Below are 20,672 nucleotides of genomic sequence, written 5' to 3'. Positions count from 1 at the left end.
GCCAAAACGCCTGCTCATCCATTTCATGAGCAGGCGCCTCTAGGATCATCATTATTGATCTTTAAACTTCTATAAGCTCATACTGCTTGGTACCAATACCTATTTTTTCGGCATGATCAACACAGGACATCCAATTGGTTTCAGGATGAGCCGTTTGGAAATGATCATGGTCATTCGACGAGCCATTTTTATTCTTTAGCTGCTCTGCCAGATAGCTGTCCGCGATGGCAGGCGCCGCATTTGCTTTATCAGCACAGGCCATATCAAGGGCCACGGGATCAAAGGATGCAAACATACCAATATCAGGAATGATGGCTACATCATTTTCAGAATGGCAGTCACAATTTGGTGATACATCAATTACTAAGCTGATATGAAAATGCGGTCTGCCATTTAAAACCGCCCAAGTGTATTCGGCCATTTTTTTATTAAGGACGTCATTGGATTCGTCCCAGGCAGCGCCAATCGCATCAAAATGGCAAACCCCGATACACCTTCCACAGCCAACACATTTTGCATGGTCAATTTGAGCCTTCTTGTCGATAAGGCTTATGGCGCTATGAGCGCAAATCTTCACACAGGCGCCGCATCCTACACAACTTTTTGTACGAACGTTTGGCTTACCGTCACTGTGCATTTCCATTTTGCCAGCCCTTGAACCACAGCCCATGCCGATATTCTTTAACGCACCGCCGAACCCTGTCAGCTCGTGACCCTTAAAGTGACTTAGGCTGATAATAATATCCGCATCCATTACAGCACGGCCAATTTTCGCTTCTTTCACATATTCTCCAACAGGCACAGGTACATATGACTCATCTGTACCTTTTAAACCGTCACCTATAATGATTTGACAGCCTGTAGTGAAGGGATTATAGCCATTTTCATATGCTGCATCCAAGTGCTCAAGAGCATCTTTACGTCTTCCGACGTATAAGGTATTACAGTCCGTAAGAAATACCCTGCCGCCTAAACTTTTGATTACATCTGCAATCACTTTAGAGTAATTCGGTCTAAGATATGCAAGATTACCAGGTTCACCAAAATGTATTTTGATAGCACTAAATTTCCCTTTAAAATCAATTTGCTCAATTCCAGCTTTCTTTACTAACCGCTCTAGCTTTTGCAGCAAATTCATCTTGCTAGTTGCCCGCATATTTGTAAAATAAACCTTTGATTTTTCCATACTATCTTCCTCCTTGTTCTCATGATCATAGACACTTGGAAAAGTAATCCACAACCGCTATTTATGTTTTATTTACCATTCAAAGACATTTTCCTGCAAGAGCAATCATTACGAAGGCAAAATACAATATTTTGAACCGCGAAAATGCGAAGACTACGAAGAAAACCGATAAAGCAATTGAACCACAGAGGCACAGAGAGCGCTGAGAAAAGATAGGTCGGGCTAAAATTCTCTGTGCTCTACGGTTCAATCACTCGTTCTATGGACTTCTGCGCTACTTTAATAACCTCTCAATATCCTTTTCCATACTCAAAGGCGCCTTTGTCGGTTCATAACGTCCTGCAACATTGCCCTGGCGGTCAATAAGGAATTTGGTGAAGTTCCATTTAATATCATCCCCTGCCAGAATTTCAGGAAATTTTTCTTGTAATATGCCCTGCAATCTTTCTCCAATGGGATGGTTCAAAAGTATGAATCCAAAGCCTTTTTGCTATACCATCTTGGCTGCTGGCTTATTTATAGAAAATGGACCATTGCTCCACTAATAAAAGGCAGCAGCCAAATCAACCAGACGATTAAGCTATATCGATGAAACTTTTGAATCCAGCTTTCTTTATGAGTTGCGATAATGACCGTTGCCCAGCATGTATGCAATAGCATTAACAGCAGAGCTATAATACCGGTTAAACTGTGAAAACCGCTGGTTATGGGTATGATACTAGCAACATGTCCTTTAGCGATTTCTCCCATGGCTGATGTTCCTAGAACATCACATACAATTCCTAACCAGAAAAGGATTAAATGTCCTCGTTTTAATCTGCCTTGTATCTTCTCACTCCAAACTCCAACTGTATATAATACAAAGGCACCGTTTATGAATAATATCCCATATGACATGTTAACGCCTCATTCTTTCTTGATTCTTGCTGCATCACAGTTTGCATCTGTATTTTCTTTTTCTATGTATTTTTCAAAAGCCTCCTTTCCTTCATTTTCCCACCACAGCTGATGATGTTCTCTTTTTTGCATTTTATAATATTTTTTAGCATGGTCTCCATGTTTCCCATAGCCGCAGGTGCCAAAAAGCAGTCGGCACAGGATTACCAGACCACTGCCCTGCCAAAAGGTAATTTCTTTTAAGCCGAAGATATCCGGCATTAGAAAATTCCATAGCAGCATGACAAAATAGCCAAAAATAAGACCAAAAGCAAAAGCCATGATGATACCTGCGAAAACATGAATTACGAGCAGCTTCCCCCCTGCTATACATGGATTATTATCCGCCTGCATATTGATTCCTCCTTATACGTTATCTTTGAGTAACTTTCGCAGTATTTTGGTTGCTCTGCTTTTTCGGGACAACAATGTCCCAATGGGCTCTTCCCATTTAGCCGCCAGCTCTTTAAATGTATAGCCTTCTATTTCAGTGGCAATCCACACTGCACGCTGCTTAGGCTCAAGTTTCATAAGTGCTCCATACAATTGGTTCTGCAATTCTTCTTGCTGCATCTTTGTATCAATATCAGCACTCGCATCTACGATGCATTCTAATATAGTTCTACCCGAAGCTTCGTCGGATTGATGCAGCGAAATTGGCTTAGAAGGCTGCCGAAGATAATCAATCATCTTGTTCTTAATGGAACGATACATATATGCGAGAATATTTTCTATATGGTGTTGGATATCCACTTTGTTATATACATTAAATACTACATCGGCTACAATGTCTTCTGCATCCATATCTGAAATATTTTTTATTCTGCGTCGAACATATTGCAAGAAATTCTTCTGCTCTTTAACAATGATCTCGACTACATCATTCTCTTGTTTATACATAGCATTTGAATTCCCCCCAACCTAGCCAGAATTCTATGATTCGTACAACATTACTCCTCTTTCCTATTGTACCACTATTATACATGACGAAATAACAGCCAATTTATTGCATGACTTTTTTCATTTAATGAATAGACAAAAAAAGCCCCAGAGTCATCTCACTCTAGAGCAATTTTTAGGTATCTTTGGGTCCGCGCTTCCCCAGCTTTTTTATTTAAAAAGACACACTTACTTTAATAAATCGCCAATAATAAGGGAATCAGAAATGGAACCATTGTTGTTAATATTAAACCGCTTACAAAGGCAATCATTGCCGTTGGTGTATCCGTCATCTTGGCAATAATCGGCAAGGTAGAATCCATGGTTGTCGCACCGCCGGGAGCGATCGCTACAATCTTACCAATATGAATGGCCAAAAAGGGAATTAAGACAAATGCCATTAATTCACGAAAAACATTGGCCAAAAATGCGATAGCCCCTAACTCCGCACTATAAAGCTGCGTAATGAGCACACTGGATAAACTATACCAGCCAAATCCCGCCCCAACAACCAACACTTCTTTTAAGGACATATTTAAAAACATGCTGGCAATCGAAGCTCCCAAAAGACTTCCTCCCGCAATCGCTGCTGGTACTATTACAATACGCCAGCCAACTGCTTTTATTTTTACCAACTCCCGGCGATTATATCCTATGCTGATCCCTACACCAAATAGCATAACCGCCAATACATAGGTGATTACCTGATCCAACACCTCGGGGTTCATCAAAGAAGGCAGCATCCATCCAAGAGCAATGCCTGCCAAAACTGCTGCCACAATACAGCTAATCATTTTCATACTTGCCCTTCCTCTTTCTTGTGATGTTGAAAAAAATCTACTTTTAGAACGGCAAACCATAATGCCAGCACACTGCCAATCGTACTTAAACCTGCGATCACCATTGCTTTGTAGCCTAACAGCGTTAAGTTTCCAATGAGCTCTCGATTGCTGCCAATTCCAATACCAACAGCAATTAATAAAACAAAAACAATTGCCATTACGATTTGATCCAAATGCCCAATCCATTTTTCAGAAATGATATTACTAGCCCCCAATAAACAACCTGCCAGTAAGCTGATGATTACAATTTCCACTTCATCCCCTCACCTTATCCTTTTTATTTATATTATTATTTCAAATAATAGCAAAATGGCCTATATTCTTGGACGTATTTTTATATAGCAGCAAAAAACTACTTATGTTTTTTAAATATAAGTAGCTTCTTTTGTGATCATGCTGTTATTATATCATTCTTTTCCTAATAGTCACTTGCTTGGTCCAGTTTTTTAATTTCATCATGAGAAAGCTTAATATCAACAGCTGTTTCTATTCCACGTTAATCCCTGCATTCCTTCCATAATTCTCTATATTTCCTCTTATTATTAAGCTAGTGTATACTCTATTGGAATTTTTTGTTTTTACTTCTTGATGTATACATCTTACATATATTGGAATATTAATGTGTTTTGCTATATAATAGATTTATAGTTCTTTCTCTATCATATATAAAAGGGAGGCTATCCATATGTTTGACTTGAGAAGTACCTTACTGCCGGGTATGAATAATACGGTTCAGAAATTAGTGGATGAGTCTGATACTGCCACACGTTATGGCAGAGGCTCACTAGGGACCTTGATTGCCACTCCTGCATTTGTTTCTTTAATGATTGATGCATCAATTGCAACAGTAGAAAATCGTCTCCCAGAAGGCTTTACAACGGTAGGAACCTCATTTGAGTTTACTCACGATGCCCCCACCTGCATGGGTATGACTCTGCGGGTAAAATCTACCCTCGTTGAAATTAACGGCGAAAATCTGATATTTGATATCGTAGCCTCTGATGATTATGGCGAAGTTGGCCGTGGGCGGCACCAGCGGGCTGTCGTCAATCGCAAGCGTCTTTTTGAAAAAGCAGACCAGCGTATCAATAATCGATTGTCCTAACAGGATAAACGGGTACCAAAGATTAAGAAAAACGCTTCGAGTCTTTTAAACATATAAACGAATTGAACCACAAAGGCACAAAGGACACAAAGGGGGATATTTATATTTTTTGTGCTCTCCTTTGTGTGCCGCAGCAGCGACATTGTGCCTTTGTGGTTCATAATTTTTTTATGTTTTTGCACTTACAAAACTTTATAAAAAAACCGCTCTTTAGCTAATGCCTCGGAGCGGTTTTTGCTATTACGTTCCAATGGATAGTAAGGGCTGGCCACTTTGCACTGAATCATTCACTTTGACAAATAACTTACTAATCGTACCATCATTCGCTGCAAGAATTGGATTATGCATTTTCATTGCTTCCATAATTAATAAGGCTTGCCCTTTCTTAACACGTTCTCCCAGACGTACATGTATTTCAATGATCTTACCTGGCATTGGCGCTGTAATCTTTTCGCCTTCATCACCAGCTGGCAAAGCTGGCTGGGCTGCTGGGATAGGAGCAGCCGTTTTACCAGTACTCACGAGTTCGTCAGCAGACGTCTTTTTTTTCTGTACAGTAACATCATAGGATCTTCCATTTACCACTATCGTATAGTTCGTCATAATCCGCCTCCAATATTTATGGGTTGGTGTCCCTTTTTCTATACCTTAGCGATTTGCAAGTAGATTCTGCCGACCCGTTAGTATCCAATTTTGTGCAGTCGGCCTAATCCTCACCACTTCAAATTCTCCTGAGCCAGTAAATTCATGAATGGCTGCTGTAATGGCGGCAATGATATACTCATCTTCCACATCTGCCTCAGTACTAGCAGACGCTGCTAGAATTCCATGATGCCCATGATTGGGCTGCATGACAATTTCTTTCTGTGACCTATTTTTCCGCAATACTACGATCACACAGATTACAAAAATGGCTAATACCAGCCACATCATCTATACCGCTCCCTTTATCTTTTTTCTCTATATGCAGAAAAGAAATAATAGCCTAAAGTTACCACCAATGCCAAAACAAATGCTGTTGTATTTATGATTTCCACCTGCCTTTTATTTTAGAAAGCTTCTTATTTAACGCCAATAAGCGCTAGCATGATACCGCCAGATATCGCGGTACCAAAAACACCTGCAAGATTGGGCCCCATCGCATGCATGATTAAAAAATTGTAAGGATTTTCTTGTAACCCTACCACGTGAGAAACCCGGGCTGCAATGGGTACAGAAGCAATGCCCGCAGAGCCGATCAGTGGATTGATCTTCCCACCGCTGAACCAATTCATAATTTTCGCACCAATTACCCCTGAGGCAGTCCCTCCGATAAAGGCAATTAATCCAAGAACAATAATCTGCAGCGTTTTTATATTCAAGAACTTATCTGCCTCCATGGTTGATCCGACAGCTACCGTCAACGTAATGGTAATTACATTCATTAGATCATTGGCTGCCGTACTTGCCAAACGGTCAACCAATAGTACTTCCCGCAGCATATTGCCCAACATGAGCATCGTGATCAATGGAGCAACTGGCGGCAGCAAAAGATTCACAATGATCGCCATAACGAAAGGAAAACAGATTTTCTCCAAGCGGCTCACTTTGCGGCTCTGCACCATAACAATCTGCCGTTCTGCCGGGGAAGTCAGCAATTTCATGATAGGCGGCTGAATAAGGGGCATCAAAGCCATATAGGAATAGGCAGCCACAGCAATTTGCGGCAGCAGATGGGGCGCAAGCTTCATAGTAACAAAGATCGCCATAGGACCGTCAGCGCCACCAATAATGCCGATTGCACCAGCTTCAGCTAATGTGAAGCCAAGTGCTTTTGCACCAATCAGAGCAATAAAAATTCCTAAATGAGCGGCTGCGCCAAGAATCATTAAACTAGGATTTGCAATCATGGGGCCAAAATCAGTCATCGCACCTACGCCTAAAAAAATAAGAGGGGGTATAATGACCAGTTCTACCCCCTGATACGCATAATAAAACAATCCTCCAGGCTGGGTAAGATCCGATCCTGGGACGTTGGCAACAATGCACGAAAATCCAATTCCCAGTAACAAAAATGGCTCATATTTTCGATAAAGTGCTAAATAGACAAGTATTGCGCCTACAAAGATCATGAAAATATTGCCCCACCAAATTTGGGCCAGTCCAGTCTGTTCTGCAAGATTTCCCATGAGAGATAGGATTTGCTGAAACATGTATGTTCCCCCTAATATATCTTCAACCGAATTTCGTTCTAATGCCCGCCCCTTAATTTACTATCATCCAGGTGTCCCAGTTTATTTAAATACGGGAAAATATATAATACCAGACTCATACCCCAGATAATTACAAAACTTAAGAGAAAATCAATCACACTTAAGATATAGGCACCCTCCATTGTATCGGGTACTGTCATTTGTCCTCACTCCTTTCTTTTCTAAGCAAATGCCGTTGTCCTTATGACAGTCGCTTATTAATAGTACTACCATTCGTAAGAAAATATGAATATTAAATATAGCTTTTAGAACATATAAAACGGACCGAACCACAAAGGCGCAAAGGATACAATGGGCTTTATTTATATTTTTTTGTGCTCTCCTTTGTGTGCCGCATCAGCGGCATTGTGCCTTAGTGATTCATAAAATCTCATCTTTTTCCATCAATGAAAATTATACTTTCTAACTAAAAAGAGACCCTGCAAGGATGCAGGATCTTCTTTTATGATCTTGGATGTATTTATAAAAGGCTATTTACAGCCTGCTGTGCCCAATTGGAATCTTTCAGTACGGCCCGGCCCACGCCAATCAAATCGGCTTTTCCTTCAGCCAGCAGCTCCTCTGCAGCTTGTGCCTGAGTAATCCCCCCGGTAAGGATAACTGGTATGGATACAACTTTTTTGATTGCGGCTGTCAATGGAGAAAAATATCCTTGCTCGTTGCTGCCATCTGGTATAGTATACCCGCAAAATCCGCCGGAAATATCAAGAATATCTACACCCGCCTTTTCAAATTCCTGTACTGCGGCAATACTGTCTTCAATAGTGCTTCCTCCAGCAGTAAAGTCGGATGCCCCTAAGCGCAATAAAATTGGATAGTCCTTTCCTACAACTTCCCGAACTGCAGCAATAACCTCCAGATGAATACGAATGCGCTTTAGTACTGTTCCACCATATTCATCCTTACGTTGGTTCGTCAAGGGAGAAAAAAATTGATTCAGAAGATATCCATGAGCAGAGTGAATTTCTACACCATCAAATCCAGCTTCTTTGACCCGACGGGCAGCATGTTGAAAGTCAGCTGCAAGCTCGCGAATCTCCTGTGCAGTCAGTTCATGAGGTATGATCGTTCCTTTCCGCGGATTGGCTATCGCTGACGGTCCTACTGGAGCCTTTCCCGTTACCTCCTGATCAGCAGCACTGCCTGCATGATTGATTTGTACGATTCCTTTTGCGCCATTACGATGAATGGCATCTGCTAATTTCTTATATCCTGGAATGGCCTTGTCATCAGCAATGGACAGTTGGCGTTCACTAGCCTTTCCTGTTAGATGAATAAAACTATGCTCAATAATAACTAGGGGTAAGTAACCGCCCTCCGTTTTTTCTGCATAGTAGTCTAATACATCCTGACTTACGCTCCCATCAGCTCCAGCTTTTGCCGTAGCCATAGGAGGCATTACTAAGCGATTCGCCAATGCCAGCGATCCTGCCTGTAAAGGTTTAAGTAAATAGGACATCGATAAATCCCCCTTATGAAATATGGTTTTCTAATTTCATTATTCCCAGTATCTGCTACTATAATGATAAGTAATAGAATACTCTTTGACAAGTACCAACTTATTAGTATCATAGTAACCATATATATACCGAGTATTGATTATCGATTTAGGATATTCTATCTCACATTCCCATAAGAAAAACGTTTCGCTTCTAAAAAATAAAATCTTTTGAACCGCGAAGACGCGAAGAATACGAAGGACACGAAGTTAAAATATCCCATAATAAAAACTCCCACCTGCTGTCAGTGGGAGTTAATAACGACTAGGAGTCTGGATTAAAATTTACAACTAACACCTATGCCAATACTGGATTTATTACCAGAAAGAGTGGACAAATTGATATTTAGATCACTGGTATCCGTCAATCGATAGTTAGCACCCAGCTGCAGTTCTTGTAGTCCATTTCCAGCAATTAAAGAAGCGTAGCCTTCTAGATCATCAGCTAATTCCCTCTGTACGGCTCCACCCAAATATCCTTTGGAATGAGAGTCAGAAATTCGATTTCCAACGATCACTCTCAATGTTTCATTATCCGTTCTAATCTGGGCATAATAATCCGTTGCACTCTTGTCATCTCTTAAGTCACGGTAAGAAATACCAAGAATCAGATTATCCGTAGTTTGCATTTCCATATAGTACATACTATTCTTGCTGCCGCTAATGACACCAACAGCCGTATCTTCTCTTTCCAGATCATTGATCGGCGTGGCAGATACACTATTCATGTTGAGTAAAAGGAAAGATATAAAAGTTATTATTTTTTTTTTCAACTAAATTCCCTCCCAACTATCTACTGCCTTTACCTCACTACTCTTTAGCTTTACTTCATCGTGACATATTCAATATTATTTTGAATATAGTCTGTCATATTTTTCATAATTTGTGCTTCTGTTGAATCAACAGGAACTGCAACCCAGTCAGATGAGTTTGTATCTCTAGAAATAAGCTGGGAATCTTTATCATAGTAATAGGATTCTAGAGCTTTGTATCTAAAATTTTTAGAATCAAATTGAATATGTATGTATTGATAAGACATCTTTTTATAGAGTTCCTTTATTTCCTTGGCCTTGGCCTTTGCCTTTTCCTTCTTCGATGCCTTTTTAGCCTTTTTGATACTTTGCAGCTTTGCTTTTCTTTCTTTGTCCGTAACTACTTTTTTTACCCAGCCATCCATGATTCCACTGTTAACATATTTGGTGATTCTTGTATTATCCAAATAAACAGTTCCAGGTTCCCTGGTAGTAATCGCCATCAGGTTGCTTTGTGCATGAGTAGGCGCCATTATGCCCGTCAGCAAAAACACCGTTATCAGCAGTATTGATATATTGTTATTTATCCATTTCTTTTTTTGGGATATCAATAGGCATTTTATGATAACCATGCGAATATCACTTCTCCCATATTTATAATTATTAAGTCATTATAATCGATAAACTTTGTAATTCCCTTTTAAATTTCTATTTTATTATCATTATAAATAAAAATAGCCTGAAACCTTATTTTCAAAGTCTCAGACTATTTTTTATAAAAGCACAATAACAATCCTATGCAATTTTACGAAGTATTTCTTCTTCTTTTTTAGTATCGTATTGATGTTCCAATTTAGAAATTACTACCGCAGCTAATGCATTTCCAATAACATTGACAACCGTTCTTGCCATGTCCATAAAGCGATCAACCCCTGCAATAAAGGCCAATCCTTCTGCTGGAATTCCTACGGTACCAAGGGTTGCTAATAATACAACAAAGGATGCGCCCGGCACACCTGCTATGCCTTTAGAGGTAAGCATAAGTACCAGCATCAAGTCAATTTGACTGCGAATGGACAAATCAATACCATATAATTGGGCTAAGAAAATAGCAGCAACTGCCTGATAAAGGGTCGAACCAGTTAGATTAAATGAATAACCTGTAGGAATTACAAACGTTGTAATCGACTTGGGACAGCCCATTTTTTCCATTTTCAACATAATATTAGGCAGAACAGCTTCTGAACTTGCTGTTGTGTAAGCAAGAATTAATTCATCCTTCAGTACCTTAATAAAATTCATGATGCTCAGACCATAAAGTTTGGCAATCCCGCCCAGTACCACGAATACAAATACAAACATCGCTCCATAAACTGTAATAACCAGTTTCCCCAGAGGAATCAAAGATTGAAGACCAAATTTAGCAACGGTTGAGCCAATTAAAGCAAATACACCAAAGGGTGCAAATTTCATGATTTGGTTCGTCACCCAAAACATGGTTTCTGCAATTCCTTCGCAAAGCTTAAGAACAGGTTTTCCTTTTTCTCCAATCGCTGCTACTCCTAAACCAAACATAACGGAGAAAAATATAATCGCCAGTAAATCACCCTTAGCCAGTACATCAAACACATTCGTAGGAACAATATTAACAAAGGTATCGGCAAAACTATGCTGACTCATATTTTCCGCAGTATTCACATAATTGGCAATATTCGTTTTAGCAAGAGTGCCGCTGTTTTCAATGCCAATTCCGGGTTTCACTACGTTGGCAATGATAAGTCCCATAACAATGGCTATCGTTGTGACAATTTCGAAAAAAAGAATAGTTTTACCGCCTATTTTCCCAAGCTTCTTGGCATCACCAACACCCGCAATTCCAACAATCAGGGAGGAAACCACGATGGGTACCACAATCATTTTAATCAACCGGATAAACATGTCGCCTAAGGGTTTGAGATACCCTTCAATCGTTGGATCACCATAGTAAGCAGCGCCGACTGCAACACCTAATATAAGGCCAACCAGAATCTGTGAGCCTAATCCAAATTTTATTTTCTTCATTTTTTCATCTTCCTTTCTATTTTCTCTGGTATGATGGAAAAGTCTAACGTAATACAATTTTCTGATTTTACTGTATCATGCAGCCTATAAAATCCAACATAATACTAGAAAGCTACTGAAAACTTTAAAAAGAATGCCTGGAAGACAGTTATATTTTCTGTTATTCTGTAAAGAGCACCAACAGCACTGCCAAGATTCTCTTCAAGGAAGTGTACCCGAAAATGAAGAAACACTATATTGCGATTTTACTAATGATGTTCATTGTTCCCTTAGCCGGCGAATTAAAATTTTATCCTTTTGAAGGGGAATTTCACTCTTTCCGTGTTAGTTTTGGCTCACCAGCATTTTTATTTTTTCTATTATGGCTGCGCAGCACCTCATTTATGCTGCCAGGCTTACTTGCAGGTTTGTCCGTTTTAGTCTTTCGCATGCTCTTAGACTGGAGCACCGGAGATGGTTCTTGGACTTCTAGTTTTTTGCTTCACCTGCCAGCATTTCTTTATTATGTGATTTATGCAGGGATCTTTTATTTAGCAAAAGCCAATGATTTATATAGCAGCCCCTTACGTATTGGAATGTTGTCCATACTAGCAGAAATTACCGCTAGTATGATAGAACTCTTACTCCCCCTTACCTATTCCAGTGCAGCCTTTATACTTACATTTTCGATTATTAGTAAGCTGTTAATTGCTGCCGTTATACGCAGCTTTTTTGTTCTTAGCTTCTTTTTTATCACAAACTTACGCCACGCGGAATTTGCCGCTGAACAGCAAAAAGAACAGAACAAGCATATATTACTATTAATTTCCGGTTTATATGAAGAAGCCATTCAACTTACAAAGTCTCTGCAAAATGCAGAAAATATTACGCGAGACTGTTATAAATTATATAAAGATGTAAATGATGATCATTTTTTGCTTACTAAAAACCAGCTTGCGCAGAACATACTGGAAATAGCCGGGCAAGTACATGAAATAAAAAAAGATAACCAAAGAATCTATGCCAGTCTTACCCAGTTAATCTCAGACGGTGAATTGCATGACTATATGACTGCCTCGGAACTAGCAGAAATTATCGTACAATCCCATCAAAAATATGCCCGCTCCTTGGGCAAGAATATAGCCTTTGACCTGCAGGTTGAAAAAACTCTGCCACCATTGCACGTGTATACCGTTTTATCTCTCGTTAATAATCTGGTATCCAATGCCGTAGAATCCATTCAAGATTCTGGCTGTATCAGAATCTTGTTTTATCGCAAGGAACAATTCATCGCTTTTCAGGTAGCCGACACAGGGCCAGGAATTCCACTCAAAAAAAGAAATCTGATTTTCAAACCTGGCTACACTACTAAGTTTGATGAATCAGGCAATCCGTCTACAGGTATGGGCCTGCCATATAGTAAAGATTTAGCCAATAGTCTAAAGGGCAGTCTTACACTCGAAGAAAATTCCCCTGGCAATGAAACCATTTTCACCATAACGTTACCACCACAACATTTAATAAGGGAAGGATAATATCATGCGTTTTTTTATTGTTGATGATGATGAGGCAATCCGTTCTATGTTGTCAGAAATCATTGAAGATTATGACCTCGGAATTGTAGTAGGAGAAGCGGAAAATGGCGCTGCCATTGATGATCATCTGTTAAACGTGAAAGCTGTTGATATTCTCATGATTGATCTACTCATGCCCGTGCGAGATGGAATTGAAACGGTTCGTGCAATAAAACCCGGATTTGGCGGAAAAATTATCATGCTCTCCCAAGTAGATAATAAAGAAATGATCGGCAATGCCTATTTACTAGGAGTAAACTATTACATTACCAAACCGATTAATCGCCTGGAAGTTATCGGCATTATTCAAAATGTAATGGAACATGTAAGGCTGCAGAATGTGATCCATAATATTGAAAAAAACCTGAATGTGCTCAATACAGAAAAAAATCCTCCTGCATCTGGAACTGCTGCAGTAAGTAAACATTCCATTGTAGCATCGGGACAAAACCTGCTAGCTGAATTGGGAATGCTCGGAGAAAATGGCTGCAACGATTTGTTAGGCATGCTGGACTATCTAAAAAGCTATGAGAATCATCAATCATTAGAGCAGGAATTTCCTTCTTTAAAAGATATCTTTATGAATGTAGCAATGAAGAAGCTGGGCTTGTCTGACCCGAATGATATAAAAAAAGAAACAAAAGCATTAGAGCAGCGAGTGCGCCGCGCTATCTTTCAAGGACTGCATCATCTGTCTTCCATCGGCGTTACGGATTACGCCAATCCAAAATTTGAAGAATATGCACCAAAGTTCTATGATTTTGTTGAAGTCCGAAAAATGATGCTCAACTTACAAAATAATATAAAACCTTCCATCTCCAATTCTCATATCAATATTAAAAAATTTATAAAAGTTTTGTATCTGGAATCAAAAAAAAGGCTCTGACAGCAGTAGCTGCATACTTGCCTCCTTATTTAGAACGGCAAAGGATAAGCATAACTAACGCTCCAACCTTGTACTTAACCTACGCTTATAGTTATGCTTATCCTTTGCCTGGCTACGGCTATATATGGTTATTTTCCAGAATACACCACAATAAAGTCCCAGCGATATTCTCTTCTACAAGAAAATATTGCTGGGACTTTACAATGTACGCTACATTCTGCTTTATTTATACTGCCAGTGGCATATTTTTCGATCCAAATAATCAATCACACCGAATAAAACCAGCCCCATGCAGCTTAGCACCACGATACCTGAATACATTTCCAAATAATTTACCCGCATCCAGGCATCCATGATGAAATATCCCATCCCATACTCAGTGCCAAATGTTTCTGTAAAAAATAGCACGGAAATTGCCGTTGCCATAGCCACTCGTATGGATGTCAAAAATTTAGGCATGGAAGCAGGTATAAGAATTTCCCGGAAAATATTAGCAAATGTAGCCCCTAATGAATATAGAGGATAATAAGTTTCCTTGGGTATACTTTTGACTCCATCCCGTACGGCTATAATGACCTGAAAAATAATGATTAAAAAAATCATAAGGATTTTTGATACTTCTCCTAATCCCAACAACAGCATCATAATCGGTAATAAGGCAATTTTAGGTATGGGATAGGTTAAATAGACAATGGGTGATAAGGCTCTGTCCCATTTTGGAAAATACCCCATGCATAGACCTGCAGGAACCCCGACAATCACAGCTAAAATAACGCCCGCCACAATACGCCATAAACTATAGGAACCGTGAATCAGAATTTTGGGAACAAAAATCCCCAGCAAATTCTTCATCACAATCCAAGGCGTTGGGATAATTGGCAGATTTACTAAGCTGGCAGCCATATACCATAACGTGAAAAAAATCAGTATGCCATAAAGATACCAAACTCCCCTTCGCTGTTCTATCATTTTGACCAATCCTCTTTTATCATTTTTCGCAGTGCAAGGCTGAGTTGGAAAAAATCCTGATGGTTTCGAATATCGTCTATGCCGAAGAGAGGATTATCAATTATTTTACTGATCGTACCGGGAATACCAGATAAAATTACAATCTTTTGTCCTAAATACAAGGCTTCTTCTACATAGTGAGTGACAAGAATGGTGGAAACGGAATATTTGCGCCAAACATCCAGGAAAACATTTTGTATTTCTTCTCGCGTCATCGCATCTAAAGCAGAAAAGGGCTCATCCATTAATAGCAAATCCGGCTTTAGCAAAAAGGAGCGAGCCAAAGCAACCCGCTGCTGCTGCCCTCCACTTAATTCTCCAGGATACCTGCCTTCCAAGCCTGCCAGTCCTAACTGCTGAATAAAAAAATCTAATTCTTTAGAATGATCGCTATCTTTTTTATTTTTAATTTTGGCACTCAAACGGATATTTTCATATACATTCTTCCAAGGCAGCAGTCCATAGTTTTGGGGAATAAAGCCAATTTTCTGCTTCATCGGCGTAATAGGCTGTCCATTTATTTCTACTACGCCTTCATATTTTTTGATAATTCCTGCCAATACTTTTAAAAGCGTGGACTTGCCGCAGCCGGATGGTCCAATAATAGCGCAGGTCTCTCCTGCTCCAATCTCCAGATTAATATTTTCAAGAGCAGCGTATCCCTCTCCCATGGCTTCATAGGTAACGTTTAAGTTCTTAATTTGAATCATTACCTTACAAACCGATCATCAACCAATTCTTTGTAGGGATAGACCTTTTGAATCAGTTGTCTGGCTTTAAGCCATGTCACACAATCTTCAACATCGGCTGCCCCTGGTGCCATGGCTTTCTTATATTGAGGCAGGACCAGAGCACCTTTCACACTTTCAGGAAAACCGCCTTTTTCAATTAACAGGTCAATGTAATTGTCCATAGGCTCCTTTGATAGATACTCTATGGCTTTATTGTAGGCTCGATACATCCCTTGAAGTTCCTTATCTTTTTCATTCACTGCCTTAGTAGTAAAAATCAGAACTCCAGGATTGATACCCAGTTGATCTGAACTATTAAGCAACTTGCCGCCATTGCGCACAGCAATACTTGCCATGGGCTCGGGCAGAGTGGCAGCAGCCACCTTGCCGCTTTGCAGCATTTCCAGCCTTGTGGGAATTTGAGGAATCACAACTTTATGAATGTCCTCTGGAGTGAGTCCCCCTTCTGCCATAATCTTGTCTGTTACATATTCAATAATTGTATTTTTTGATATAGCAACATCCTTGCCTTTCAGCTCTTTAATGGATGTAATCTTTTCATCTTTGTTAATGACCAGCTTATAACTGCCGCTTGTCAAAGAGGTAATCACGGTATCAAATCCACCTTCCTTAGCAAAGGCTTCTGCCAGCATATCCGAAATCGCTCCATCCAAATTGCCGCTTTGCAGGGCACTATCCCGGTCTACAGCGCTTCGAAATGGTTTGAGTATTACCGTTACGCCTTCTTCTTTAAAATACCCTTTTTCCTGGGCAATGATGAAGGGAATGGAATCCACGTCAGGCATAAGTCCAATGGTAATATTCTGCAGTTGTCCCGACTTCGAATCAGCGCCTTCTTTTTTACTGTTAGCGCAAGCTCCGAGAACAACCGTCATAGCACATATGAGTAGGAATACAATGATTTTTTTCACTTCATAATCCTCCATTTTTCATATAATAATTCTTCTTCATCCATAATAACATAGAATAGTTATCTTTTAAAACATATAAACAGAACCGAACCACAGAGGCGCAGAGAACACAGAGAAAAGAGAGATAGGGTAAAATAAAACGATTTTTAACCGCGAAGACGCGAAGGACACAAAGGGGTTATTTCATAAATTCTATACTGTAGATAGGAAGAAGCCAGGAGTATGGTCAATTGATACTCCTGGCTTCTTCCTATTTACTTATTTACACTTGGCTGTTTTCATTAGCCTCTGCCAGTTCTTTATCAATTCGATCTAGAATAGCAGCGGCTTCTTCTACCAGGTCGGGACACAAATCAAAGATCGTCTTTCCTTGCAGATCGGCGTAAACCGCCTCTACTTTATAGGGCAGAAAACCAATTACGTTTAAATCCTGCAGTTCATCTTTAATAGAGGATGGATTGACTCCGTGAAGCTTACTCACAACTACATATACATTTTGAACATTTAAATCTCTGGCCATTTTGGCAACAGCACGTGCGGTAGCAAAGCTGCGCTGCCCAGGCTCCACTACGATAATAAAGGCATCTACACCTTCGGCAGTACCCCGCCCTAAATGCTCTAAACCTGCTTCCATATCAACGATAACTGCTTCATCCCGCTCTACTACCAAATGGTTTAAGAGAGATTTCAGCAATATACTTTGGGGACATGCGCATCCTGCACCACCTGTGGATTTAGCCCCCATCTGCAATAGACTGATATTCCCTTGTTTTACTACATATTTCTCCGGTATATCTTCCACAAGAGGGTTTAGTGCAAACCAGCCTCCAAATTCTCCCGGAACTGCTCCAGTACGTTCTTCAATCAGCTTCTCATCCTGGGCAATGGTTGTTGCCTGAGCAAGAAGCCCTGAGCTGAATCCCAGCGCCATACCAAGATTGGCATCAGGATCTGCATCAACGGCAAGCACCTTGTTTTTCCGTTGGGATAAACTATGGCACAGCAGTGATGCCAGCGTTGTTTTACCCACACCGCCCTTACCGGATATGGCAATTTTTATCCCTTTTTCTTTCATATTCCTGACTCCAATTTTGAACTGAGACCCAGTGCCAGGCGCTTTTCTTCAATTCGTCTTAGCAAAATAGCTGCTGCCTTCACCGGATCTTTTTCATAGATCAATTTACCGCCAAAAAGCTTTTCTAAATTCAAACCGTCATCTTTCGCACCATTGCATAGTACATCTGTGACAAACTGGGAACCAGATACTTGAGGATTCACACCAACGTGAACATCCACCCCATTGGCTAAAAAGTATGTTCCAATGACCAATGCTTTCGGGCTATGGGTTTCCGGACAAGATCCAACAGCAGGCAAATCCTTCACTTCCACGCCTAATCGATTTGCCACAGCCGTCAACAGATCGGCAGGACGGGAATTATCAACACAGCTTCCCATATGAAGAGTCGGCGGCAGAGATTCAAGACCAACAGCTTGCCCAATCGCCTTTAAGACACCCCGCAAGGATTCACCGCAGTATTCCAGGCCTTGCATGTTCATCAAGTTATGTTTTGCTAAAGAATGAGCCGAACAACCTGTAGCAACGACCAGAACATTATTCTTGAGCAGCTCTTTGGCAACAGTAACATTTCCCCAGTCTTGAAATTCACGGACATTTGTACAGCCAACGATGGCCGCAACACCCCGGATTGCTCCGCTTGCTATTGCATCAAGCAAGGGCTTAAGGGGATCTTCTTTATTTAACGCACTTAGCGCTTCTATGATTTGTTCATTGGAAAAGCCTGCATATGCTTCTACAGTCCCTGTAAAGCTGGTAATTTTCTGATGCTCTCTCTTGGGAAAGTTGGCAATTGCTTTGCGAACGATATCCTGAGCCGCTTTATCCGCCTTATCCGTGTGGAAATCAACATGGGTAGATCCTGCAATATTAACATAAGGCAGAGTTGTAATAATCTCGGTGTGATAACATTCCGCTACTTTTTGAATGCCAGGCATAATGCACTGCACGTCTACGACCATTGCTTCGAGCATCCCCGTTACAATGACCAGTTCCTGAGATGAAAAACTGGAAGCTGCAGGTATGCCATGACGCATGAGCACTTCATTGCCCGAACAGCAAATCCCCACAACATTAATGCCTGCGGCTCCAGCAGCTTTTGCTTCTTCCGATAATTTCCGAGACCATTCTACGATTTTCTCCGACAATAAAGGCACATGACCATGTACTGCAATATTAACCATTTCTTTTTTTATTACACCGAGTCTAAAATTGGATTTGACCAATTTAGGTACACCAAACAAAATGTCTTGTAAATCCGAAGACAAATGCAGACCGCCAAAACCATCTACCAATCCCATGGTCAAACAGCCCAAAAGAAGGTTTACCGGATCAGCATCACATCCCATTGATGTTCGGGTAACAGCTTTGGAAATCTCTAAATGAACGTTAACAGGGGTTATGCCAAGCTCATCCCACTTATCGATTGATTGCTGCTGAGCGTGAAGCGTTAGCCAATTCATCGCCCCTGCTTGTTTCTGAAAGTCTTCTAATGCCTTGAGAGCCACTTGCTTTCCAATATCCTCCACTGCTTTGCCGTTCGTTTCAATTCCCAGACCAGCAGCTACCTGATATAGCTTTTCTACACCTTTAATCTGATAATCGGAGTTTCCTTCTGAAGCTTCTAATAAGGCCAACGCCGTCTCTCTGCCATGCTCTGCGTGTCCTGCCGCACCTTCGATCATCATCGTTAATAAGTTGCGAGCAACAATCGTATCTCCATTCGCTCCACATATGCCTTCCTGGGGCCCTTTGCCATTGAATCCAATACGGCATGGACCTTCCAAACAGTGTCTACAGCAAACTCCTGCAGAGCCAAAAGGACAAGGAACAGGGGTTTGTTTTGCCCGAGAAAATGCTGTCTCAATACCTGCTTCACAAGCCTTCTCGTAAAGAACTTCAAAGTCATGATCCAAAGAGATCCTCTGCGTATGATTGTGATCCTGAGCCTTAGGCATTGTAAATCCTCCCCCTCAAAATTGATCCTAAAATGAGTTCAACTTTAGACCAGCTGGAGAAAAACATCCACCCGGTTCTTTAGTCTACTTATCTATACACTAGCAGAGAGACGGAAATAAAAATGTCGGCTAGCTGACAGAATCTTATGTTTTTTTATATTTCTATTCATCATCATCCTTGGCTCGCTCCATAATGATATCAAATTTCTGAATGATGATCTTATCCTTTCCAAGAATGAGTACTCCTTCTTTCTGCAGATTATTAAAGAATGTATTCACTGTCTGCCGCGTGCTTCCTACAATCGTAGCAATCTGCTGATGGGTTAACCCGATATTAACCTGGAAAGAATGTAATTCTTGTCTGTCACTAGACAAAGCCAGGCTATAAATGAACTGGTAGAGCCGCTTATTTACTTCTTTAAAAACAAGACTTTCAATGGTGTTAATTGAATTTTTTAAGGAATCTCCCAGCACTCCGATTACACTCATCGCAAAGGAAGGAACTTCCATGAGCAAATTTCGAAACGTCTCTACAGGAATAAATAAAATTTCGCTATCGGCAATCGCCTGGCCAAAAGCACGGGTATGACCACTATAAGTATCGCCCGCATCCAGCAGCGTGAGAGTGAACTCTTTACCGTTCGGGTACCGCAAATACACACGAATTCTGCCGCTAACCACAAGATAAATATACTCAGAATGCTCCTCTGGTCCAAAAATCTCTGCTTTCTTTTTATATTTTTTAGTAAGACAGTGGCTTAAATATTTGGTTACAATCGGTACAGGCAATTGGCTAAATAATTGTTTTCCCTGGGGTCCTCCTAGATTTTTCATTATCAGCCCTCCCACTATTTCGATCTGGGTATAAAAATACTTTGCGTTCTCATGAACATAAATGCAAAAAACATTTTGCACCGTGCTTTTACCCTCAAAACTTATATTTTCTATATTACCATAA

At 40.4% G+C, this 20,672-nt stretch carries 24 protein-coding genes; 3 read left to right on the top strand and 21 right to left on the bottom strand.

Annotation, left to right across the window (positions count from 1 at the left end; all coding sequences use genetic code 11):
- Positions 1-61: 61 nt before the first annotated feature.
- The 7 genes from FR7_RS01400 to FR7_RS01370 form a co-directional block, all read right to left on the bottom strand.
- Positions 62-1,186, bottom strand: coding sequence for a DUF362 domain-containing protein (locus FR7_RS01400; protein WP_007938074.1), 1,125 nt, complete (start codon positions 1,184-1,186; stop codon positions 62-64).
- Between the two features lie 274 nt (positions 1,187-1,460).
- On the bottom strand, positions 1,461-1,652 hold the full coding sequence (locus FR7_RS01395) for a hypothetical protein (RefSeq protein WP_007942515.1): 192 nt from the start codon (positions 1,650-1,652) through the stop codon (positions 1,461-1,463).
- Positions 1,653-1,702: 50 nt separating this feature from the next.
- Entirely contained in the window at positions 1,703-2,083 is a 381-nt protein-coding gene (locus FR7_RS01390; RefSeq protein ID WP_007938071.1) for an HsmA family protein, read from the bottom strand.
- A 9-nt stretch (positions 2,084-2,092) separates the two neighbouring features.
- Positions 2,093-2,476: a hypothetical protein gene (locus tag FR7_RS01385; protein WP_007938068.1), complete on the bottom strand. Its 384-nt coding sequence runs from the start codon at positions 2,474-2,476 to the stop codon at positions 2,093-2,095.
- A 12-nt stretch (positions 2,477-2,488) separates the two neighbouring features.
- Complete coding sequence (locus FR7_RS01380) at positions 2,489-3,022, bottom strand: RNA polymerase sigma factor (protein ID WP_007938065.1); 534 nt, start codon at positions 3,020-3,022, stop codon at positions 2,489-2,491.
- Positions 3,023-3,255: 233 nt separating this feature from the next.
- The gene (locus FR7_RS01375) at positions 3,256-3,861 is read right to left on the bottom strand and encodes a LysO family transporter (RefSeq protein ID WP_007938063.1); all 606 of its coding nucleotides are present in this window, start codon (positions 3,859-3,861) and stop codon (positions 3,256-3,258) included.
- Entirely contained in the window at positions 3,858-4,157 is a 300-nt protein-coding gene (locus tag FR7_RS01370) for a LysO family transporter (protein ID WP_007938061.1), read from the bottom strand. The genes FR7_RS01375 and FR7_RS01370 overlap by 4 nt, the downstream gene beginning before the upstream one ends.
- Positions 4,158-4,588: 431 nt before the next feature.
- On the opposite strand from FR7_RS01370, the gene FR7_RS01365 reads away from it, so the two are divergent.
- Positions 4,589-5,008, top strand: a complete 420-nt coding sequence (locus FR7_RS01365) for a thioesterase family protein (protein WP_007938059.1) — start codon at positions 4,589-4,591, stop codon at positions 5,006-5,008.
- Positions 5,009-5,248: 240 nt separating this feature from the next.
- Here FR7_RS01365 and FR7_RS01360 read toward each other — a convergent pair whose 3' ends face one another.
- The 8 genes from FR7_RS01360 to FR7_RS01330 all read right to left on the bottom strand — a co-directional run bounded on the left by FR7_RS01360 (position 5,249) and on the right by FR7_RS01330 (position 11,571).
- Complete coding sequence (locus FR7_RS01360; protein WP_007938056.1) at positions 5,249-5,611, bottom strand: acyl-CoA carboxylase biotin carboxyl carrier protein subunit; 363 nt, start codon at positions 5,609-5,611, stop codon at positions 5,249-5,251.
- Positions 5,612-5,656: 45 nt separating this feature from the next.
- Positions 5,657-5,941 (bottom strand): hypothetical protein, encoded by a 285-nt coding sequence (locus FR7_RS01355; RefSeq protein WP_007938054.1) that lies wholly within the window; start codon positions 5,939-5,941, stop codon positions 5,657-5,659.
- A gap of 128 nt (positions 5,942-6,069) precedes the next feature.
- Positions 6,070-7,200 (bottom strand): sodium ion-translocating decarboxylase subunit beta, encoded by a 1,131-nt coding sequence (locus FR7_RS01350; RefSeq protein ID WP_007938051.1) that lies wholly within the window; start codon positions 7,198-7,200, stop codon positions 6,070-6,072.
- 38 nt (positions 7,201-7,238) lie between these two features.
- A complete protein-coding gene (locus tag FR7_RS23750) occupies positions 7,239-7,400 on the bottom strand; it encodes a hypothetical protein (RefSeq protein WP_007938049.1) in 162 nt (53 codons plus the stop codon).
- Between the two features lie 320 nt (positions 7,401-7,720).
- A complete protein-coding gene (locus FR7_RS01345; RefSeq protein ID WP_007951708.1) occupies positions 7,721-8,719 on the bottom strand; it encodes an NADH:flavin oxidoreductase in 999 nt (332 codons plus the stop codon).
- Positions 8,720-9,036: 317 nt separating this feature from the next.
- A complete protein-coding gene (locus tag FR7_RS01340; RefSeq protein WP_007951706.1) occupies positions 9,037-9,531 on the bottom strand; it encodes a hypothetical protein in 495 nt (164 codons plus the stop codon).
- A 50-nt stretch (positions 9,532-9,581) separates the two neighbouring features.
- On the bottom strand, positions 9,582-10,142 hold the full coding sequence (locus FR7_RS01335; protein ID WP_007951705.1) for a hypothetical protein: 561 nt from the start codon (positions 10,140-10,142) through the stop codon (positions 9,582-9,584).
- Between the two features lie 163 nt (positions 10,143-10,305).
- Entirely contained in the window at positions 10,306-11,571 is a 1,266-nt protein-coding gene (locus FR7_RS01330; protein ID WP_007951704.1) for a cation:dicarboxylate symporter family transporter, read from the bottom strand.
- A gap of 221 nt (positions 11,572-11,792) precedes the next feature.
- Between FR7_RS01330 and FR7_RS01325 the strand changes: the two genes are divergently transcribed.
- Positions 11,793-13,085: an ATP-binding protein gene (locus FR7_RS01325; protein WP_007951703.1), complete on the top strand. Its 1,293-nt coding sequence runs from the start codon at positions 11,793-11,795 to the stop codon at positions 13,083-13,085.
- Between the two features lie 4 nt (positions 13,086-13,089).
- Positions 13,090-14,010: a response regulator gene (locus FR7_RS01320; RefSeq protein ID WP_007951702.1), complete on the top strand. Its 921-nt coding sequence runs from the start codon at positions 13,090-13,092 to the stop codon at positions 14,008-14,010.
- Between the two features lie 222 nt (positions 14,011-14,232).
- On the opposite strand, the gene FR7_RS01315 is transcribed toward FR7_RS01320, so the two are convergent.
- From FR7_RS01315 to FR7_RS01290, 6 genes are all read right to left on the bottom strand, one after another.
- Complete coding sequence (locus FR7_RS01315) at positions 14,233-14,979, bottom strand: ABC transporter permease (RefSeq protein ID WP_007938041.1); 747 nt, start codon at positions 14,977-14,979, stop codon at positions 14,233-14,235.
- The gene (locus tag FR7_RS01310) at positions 14,976-15,728 is read right to left on the bottom strand and encodes an ABC transporter ATP-binding protein (RefSeq protein WP_007938040.1); all 753 of its coding nucleotides are present in this window, start codon (positions 15,726-15,728) and stop codon (positions 14,976-14,978) included. Before FR7_RS01310 ends, FR7_RS01315 begins: the two co-directional genes overlap by 4 nt.
- Positions 15,728-16,681: an ABC transporter substrate-binding protein gene (locus tag FR7_RS01305; RefSeq protein WP_007938039.1), complete on the bottom strand. Its 954-nt coding sequence runs from the start codon at positions 16,679-16,681 to the stop codon at positions 15,728-15,730. Before FR7_RS01305 ends, FR7_RS01310 begins: the two co-directional genes overlap by 1 nt.
- A 262-nt stretch (positions 16,682-16,943) precedes the next feature.
- Entirely contained in the window at positions 16,944-17,756 is an 813-nt protein-coding gene (locus FR7_RS01300; RefSeq protein ID WP_007951700.1) for an ATP-binding protein, read from the bottom strand.
- Complete coding sequence (cooS, locus tag FR7_RS01295; protein ID WP_007938034.1) at positions 17,753-19,714, bottom strand: anaerobic carbon-monoxide dehydrogenase catalytic subunit; 1,962 nt, start codon at positions 19,712-19,714, stop codon at positions 17,753-17,755. The genes FR7_RS01300 and cooS overlap by 4 nt, the downstream gene beginning before the upstream one ends.
- 162 nt (positions 19,715-19,876) lie before the next feature.
- Positions 19,877-20,548, bottom strand: a complete 672-nt coding sequence (locus FR7_RS01290; protein ID WP_007938032.1) for a Crp/Fnr family transcriptional regulator — start codon at positions 20,546-20,548, stop codon at positions 19,877-19,879.
- Positions 20,549-20,672: the final 124 nt, after the last annotated feature.

Origin of the sequence: Pelosinus fermentans DSM 17108 (assembly GCF_000271485.2) — a bacterium.
GTDB classification, from domain to species: Bacteria; Bacillota; Negativicutes; order DSM-13327; family DSM-13327; genus Pelosinus; species Pelosinus fermentans.
This window is presented reverse-complemented; position numbering and strand designations above follow the sequence as displayed.

What these genes read in the sequence shown, in the direction of transcription:
- FR7_RS01310 (WP_007938040.1), bottom strand. Translation starts at nt 15,728, where the DNA reads ATGATTCAAATTAAGAACTTAAACGTTACCTATGAAGCCATGGGAGAG.
- FR7_RS01290 (WP_007938032.1), bottom strand. Translation starts at nt 20,548, where the DNA reads ATGAAAAATCTAGGAGGACCCCAGGGAAAACAATTATTTAGCCAATTG.
- FR7_RS01320 (WP_007951702.1), top strand. Translation starts at nt 13,090, where the DNA reads ATGCGTTTTTTTATTGTTGATGATGATGAGGCAATCCGTTCTATGTTG.
- FR7_RS01385 (WP_007938068.1), bottom strand. Translation starts at nt 2,476, where the DNA reads ATGCAGGCGGATAATAATCCATGTATAGCAGGGGGGAAGCTGCTCGTA.
- FR7_RS01345 (WP_007951708.1), bottom strand. Translation starts at nt 8,719, where the DNA reads ATGTCCTATTTACTTAAACCTTTACAGGCAGGATCGCTGGCATTGGCG.
- FR7_RS01375 (WP_007938063.1), bottom strand. Translation starts at nt 3,861, where the DNA reads ATGAAAATGATTAGCTGTATTGTGGCAGCAGTTTTGGCAGGCATTGCT.
- FR7_RS01380 (WP_007938065.1), bottom strand. Translation starts at nt 3,022, where the DNA reads ATGTATAAACAAGAGAATGATGTAGTCGAGATCATTGTTAAAGAGCAG.
- FR7_RS01325 (WP_007951703.1), top strand. Translation starts at nt 11,793, where the DNA reads ATGAAGAAACACTATATTGCGATTTTACTAATGATGTTCATTGTTCCC.
- FR7_RS01350 (WP_007938051.1), bottom strand. Translation starts at nt 7,200, where the DNA reads ATGTTTCAGCAAATCCTATCTCTCATGGGAAATCTTGCAGAACAGACT.
- FR7_RS23750 (WP_007938049.1), bottom strand. Translation starts at nt 7,400, where the DNA reads ATGACAGTACCCGATACAATGGAGGGTGCCTATATCTTAAGTGTGATT.
- FR7_RS01400 (WP_007938074.1), bottom strand. Translation starts at nt 1,186, where the DNA reads ATGGAAAAATCAAAGGTTTATTTTACAAATATGCGGGCAACTAGCAAG.
- FR7_RS01330 (WP_007951704.1), bottom strand. Translation starts at nt 11,571, where the DNA reads ATGAAGAAAATAAAATTTGGATTAGGCTCACAGATTCTGGTTGGCCTT.
- FR7_RS01300 (WP_007951700.1), bottom strand. Translation starts at nt 17,756, where the DNA reads ATGAAAGAAAAAGGGATAAAAATTGCCATATCCGGTAAGGGCGGTGTG.
- FR7_RS01360 (WP_007938056.1), bottom strand. Translation starts at nt 5,611, where the DNA reads ATGACGAACTATACGATAGTGGTAAATGGAAGATCCTATGATGTTACT.
- FR7_RS01365 (WP_007938059.1), top strand. Translation starts at nt 4,589, where the DNA reads ATGTTTGACTTGAGAAGTACCTTACTGCCGGGTATGAATAATACGGTT.
- FR7_RS01335 (WP_007951705.1), bottom strand. Translation starts at nt 10,142, where the DNA reads ATGGTTATCATAAAATGCCTATTGATATCCCAAAAAAAGAAATGGATA.
- FR7_RS01355 (WP_007938054.1), bottom strand. Translation starts at nt 5,941, where the DNA reads ATGATGTGGCTGGTATTAGCCATTTTTGTAATCTGTGTGATCGTAGTA.
- FR7_RS01390 (WP_007938071.1), bottom strand. Translation starts at nt 2,083, where the DNA reads ATGTCATATGGGATATTATTCATAAACGGTGCCTTTGTATTATATACA.
- cooS (WP_007938034.1), bottom strand. Translation starts at nt 19,714, where the DNA reads ATGCCTAAGGCTCAGGATCACAATCATACGCAGAGGATCTCTTTGGAT.
- FR7_RS01315 (WP_007938041.1), bottom strand. Translation starts at nt 14,979, where the DNA reads ATGATAGAACAGCGAAGGGGAGTTTGGTATCTTTATGGCATACTGATT.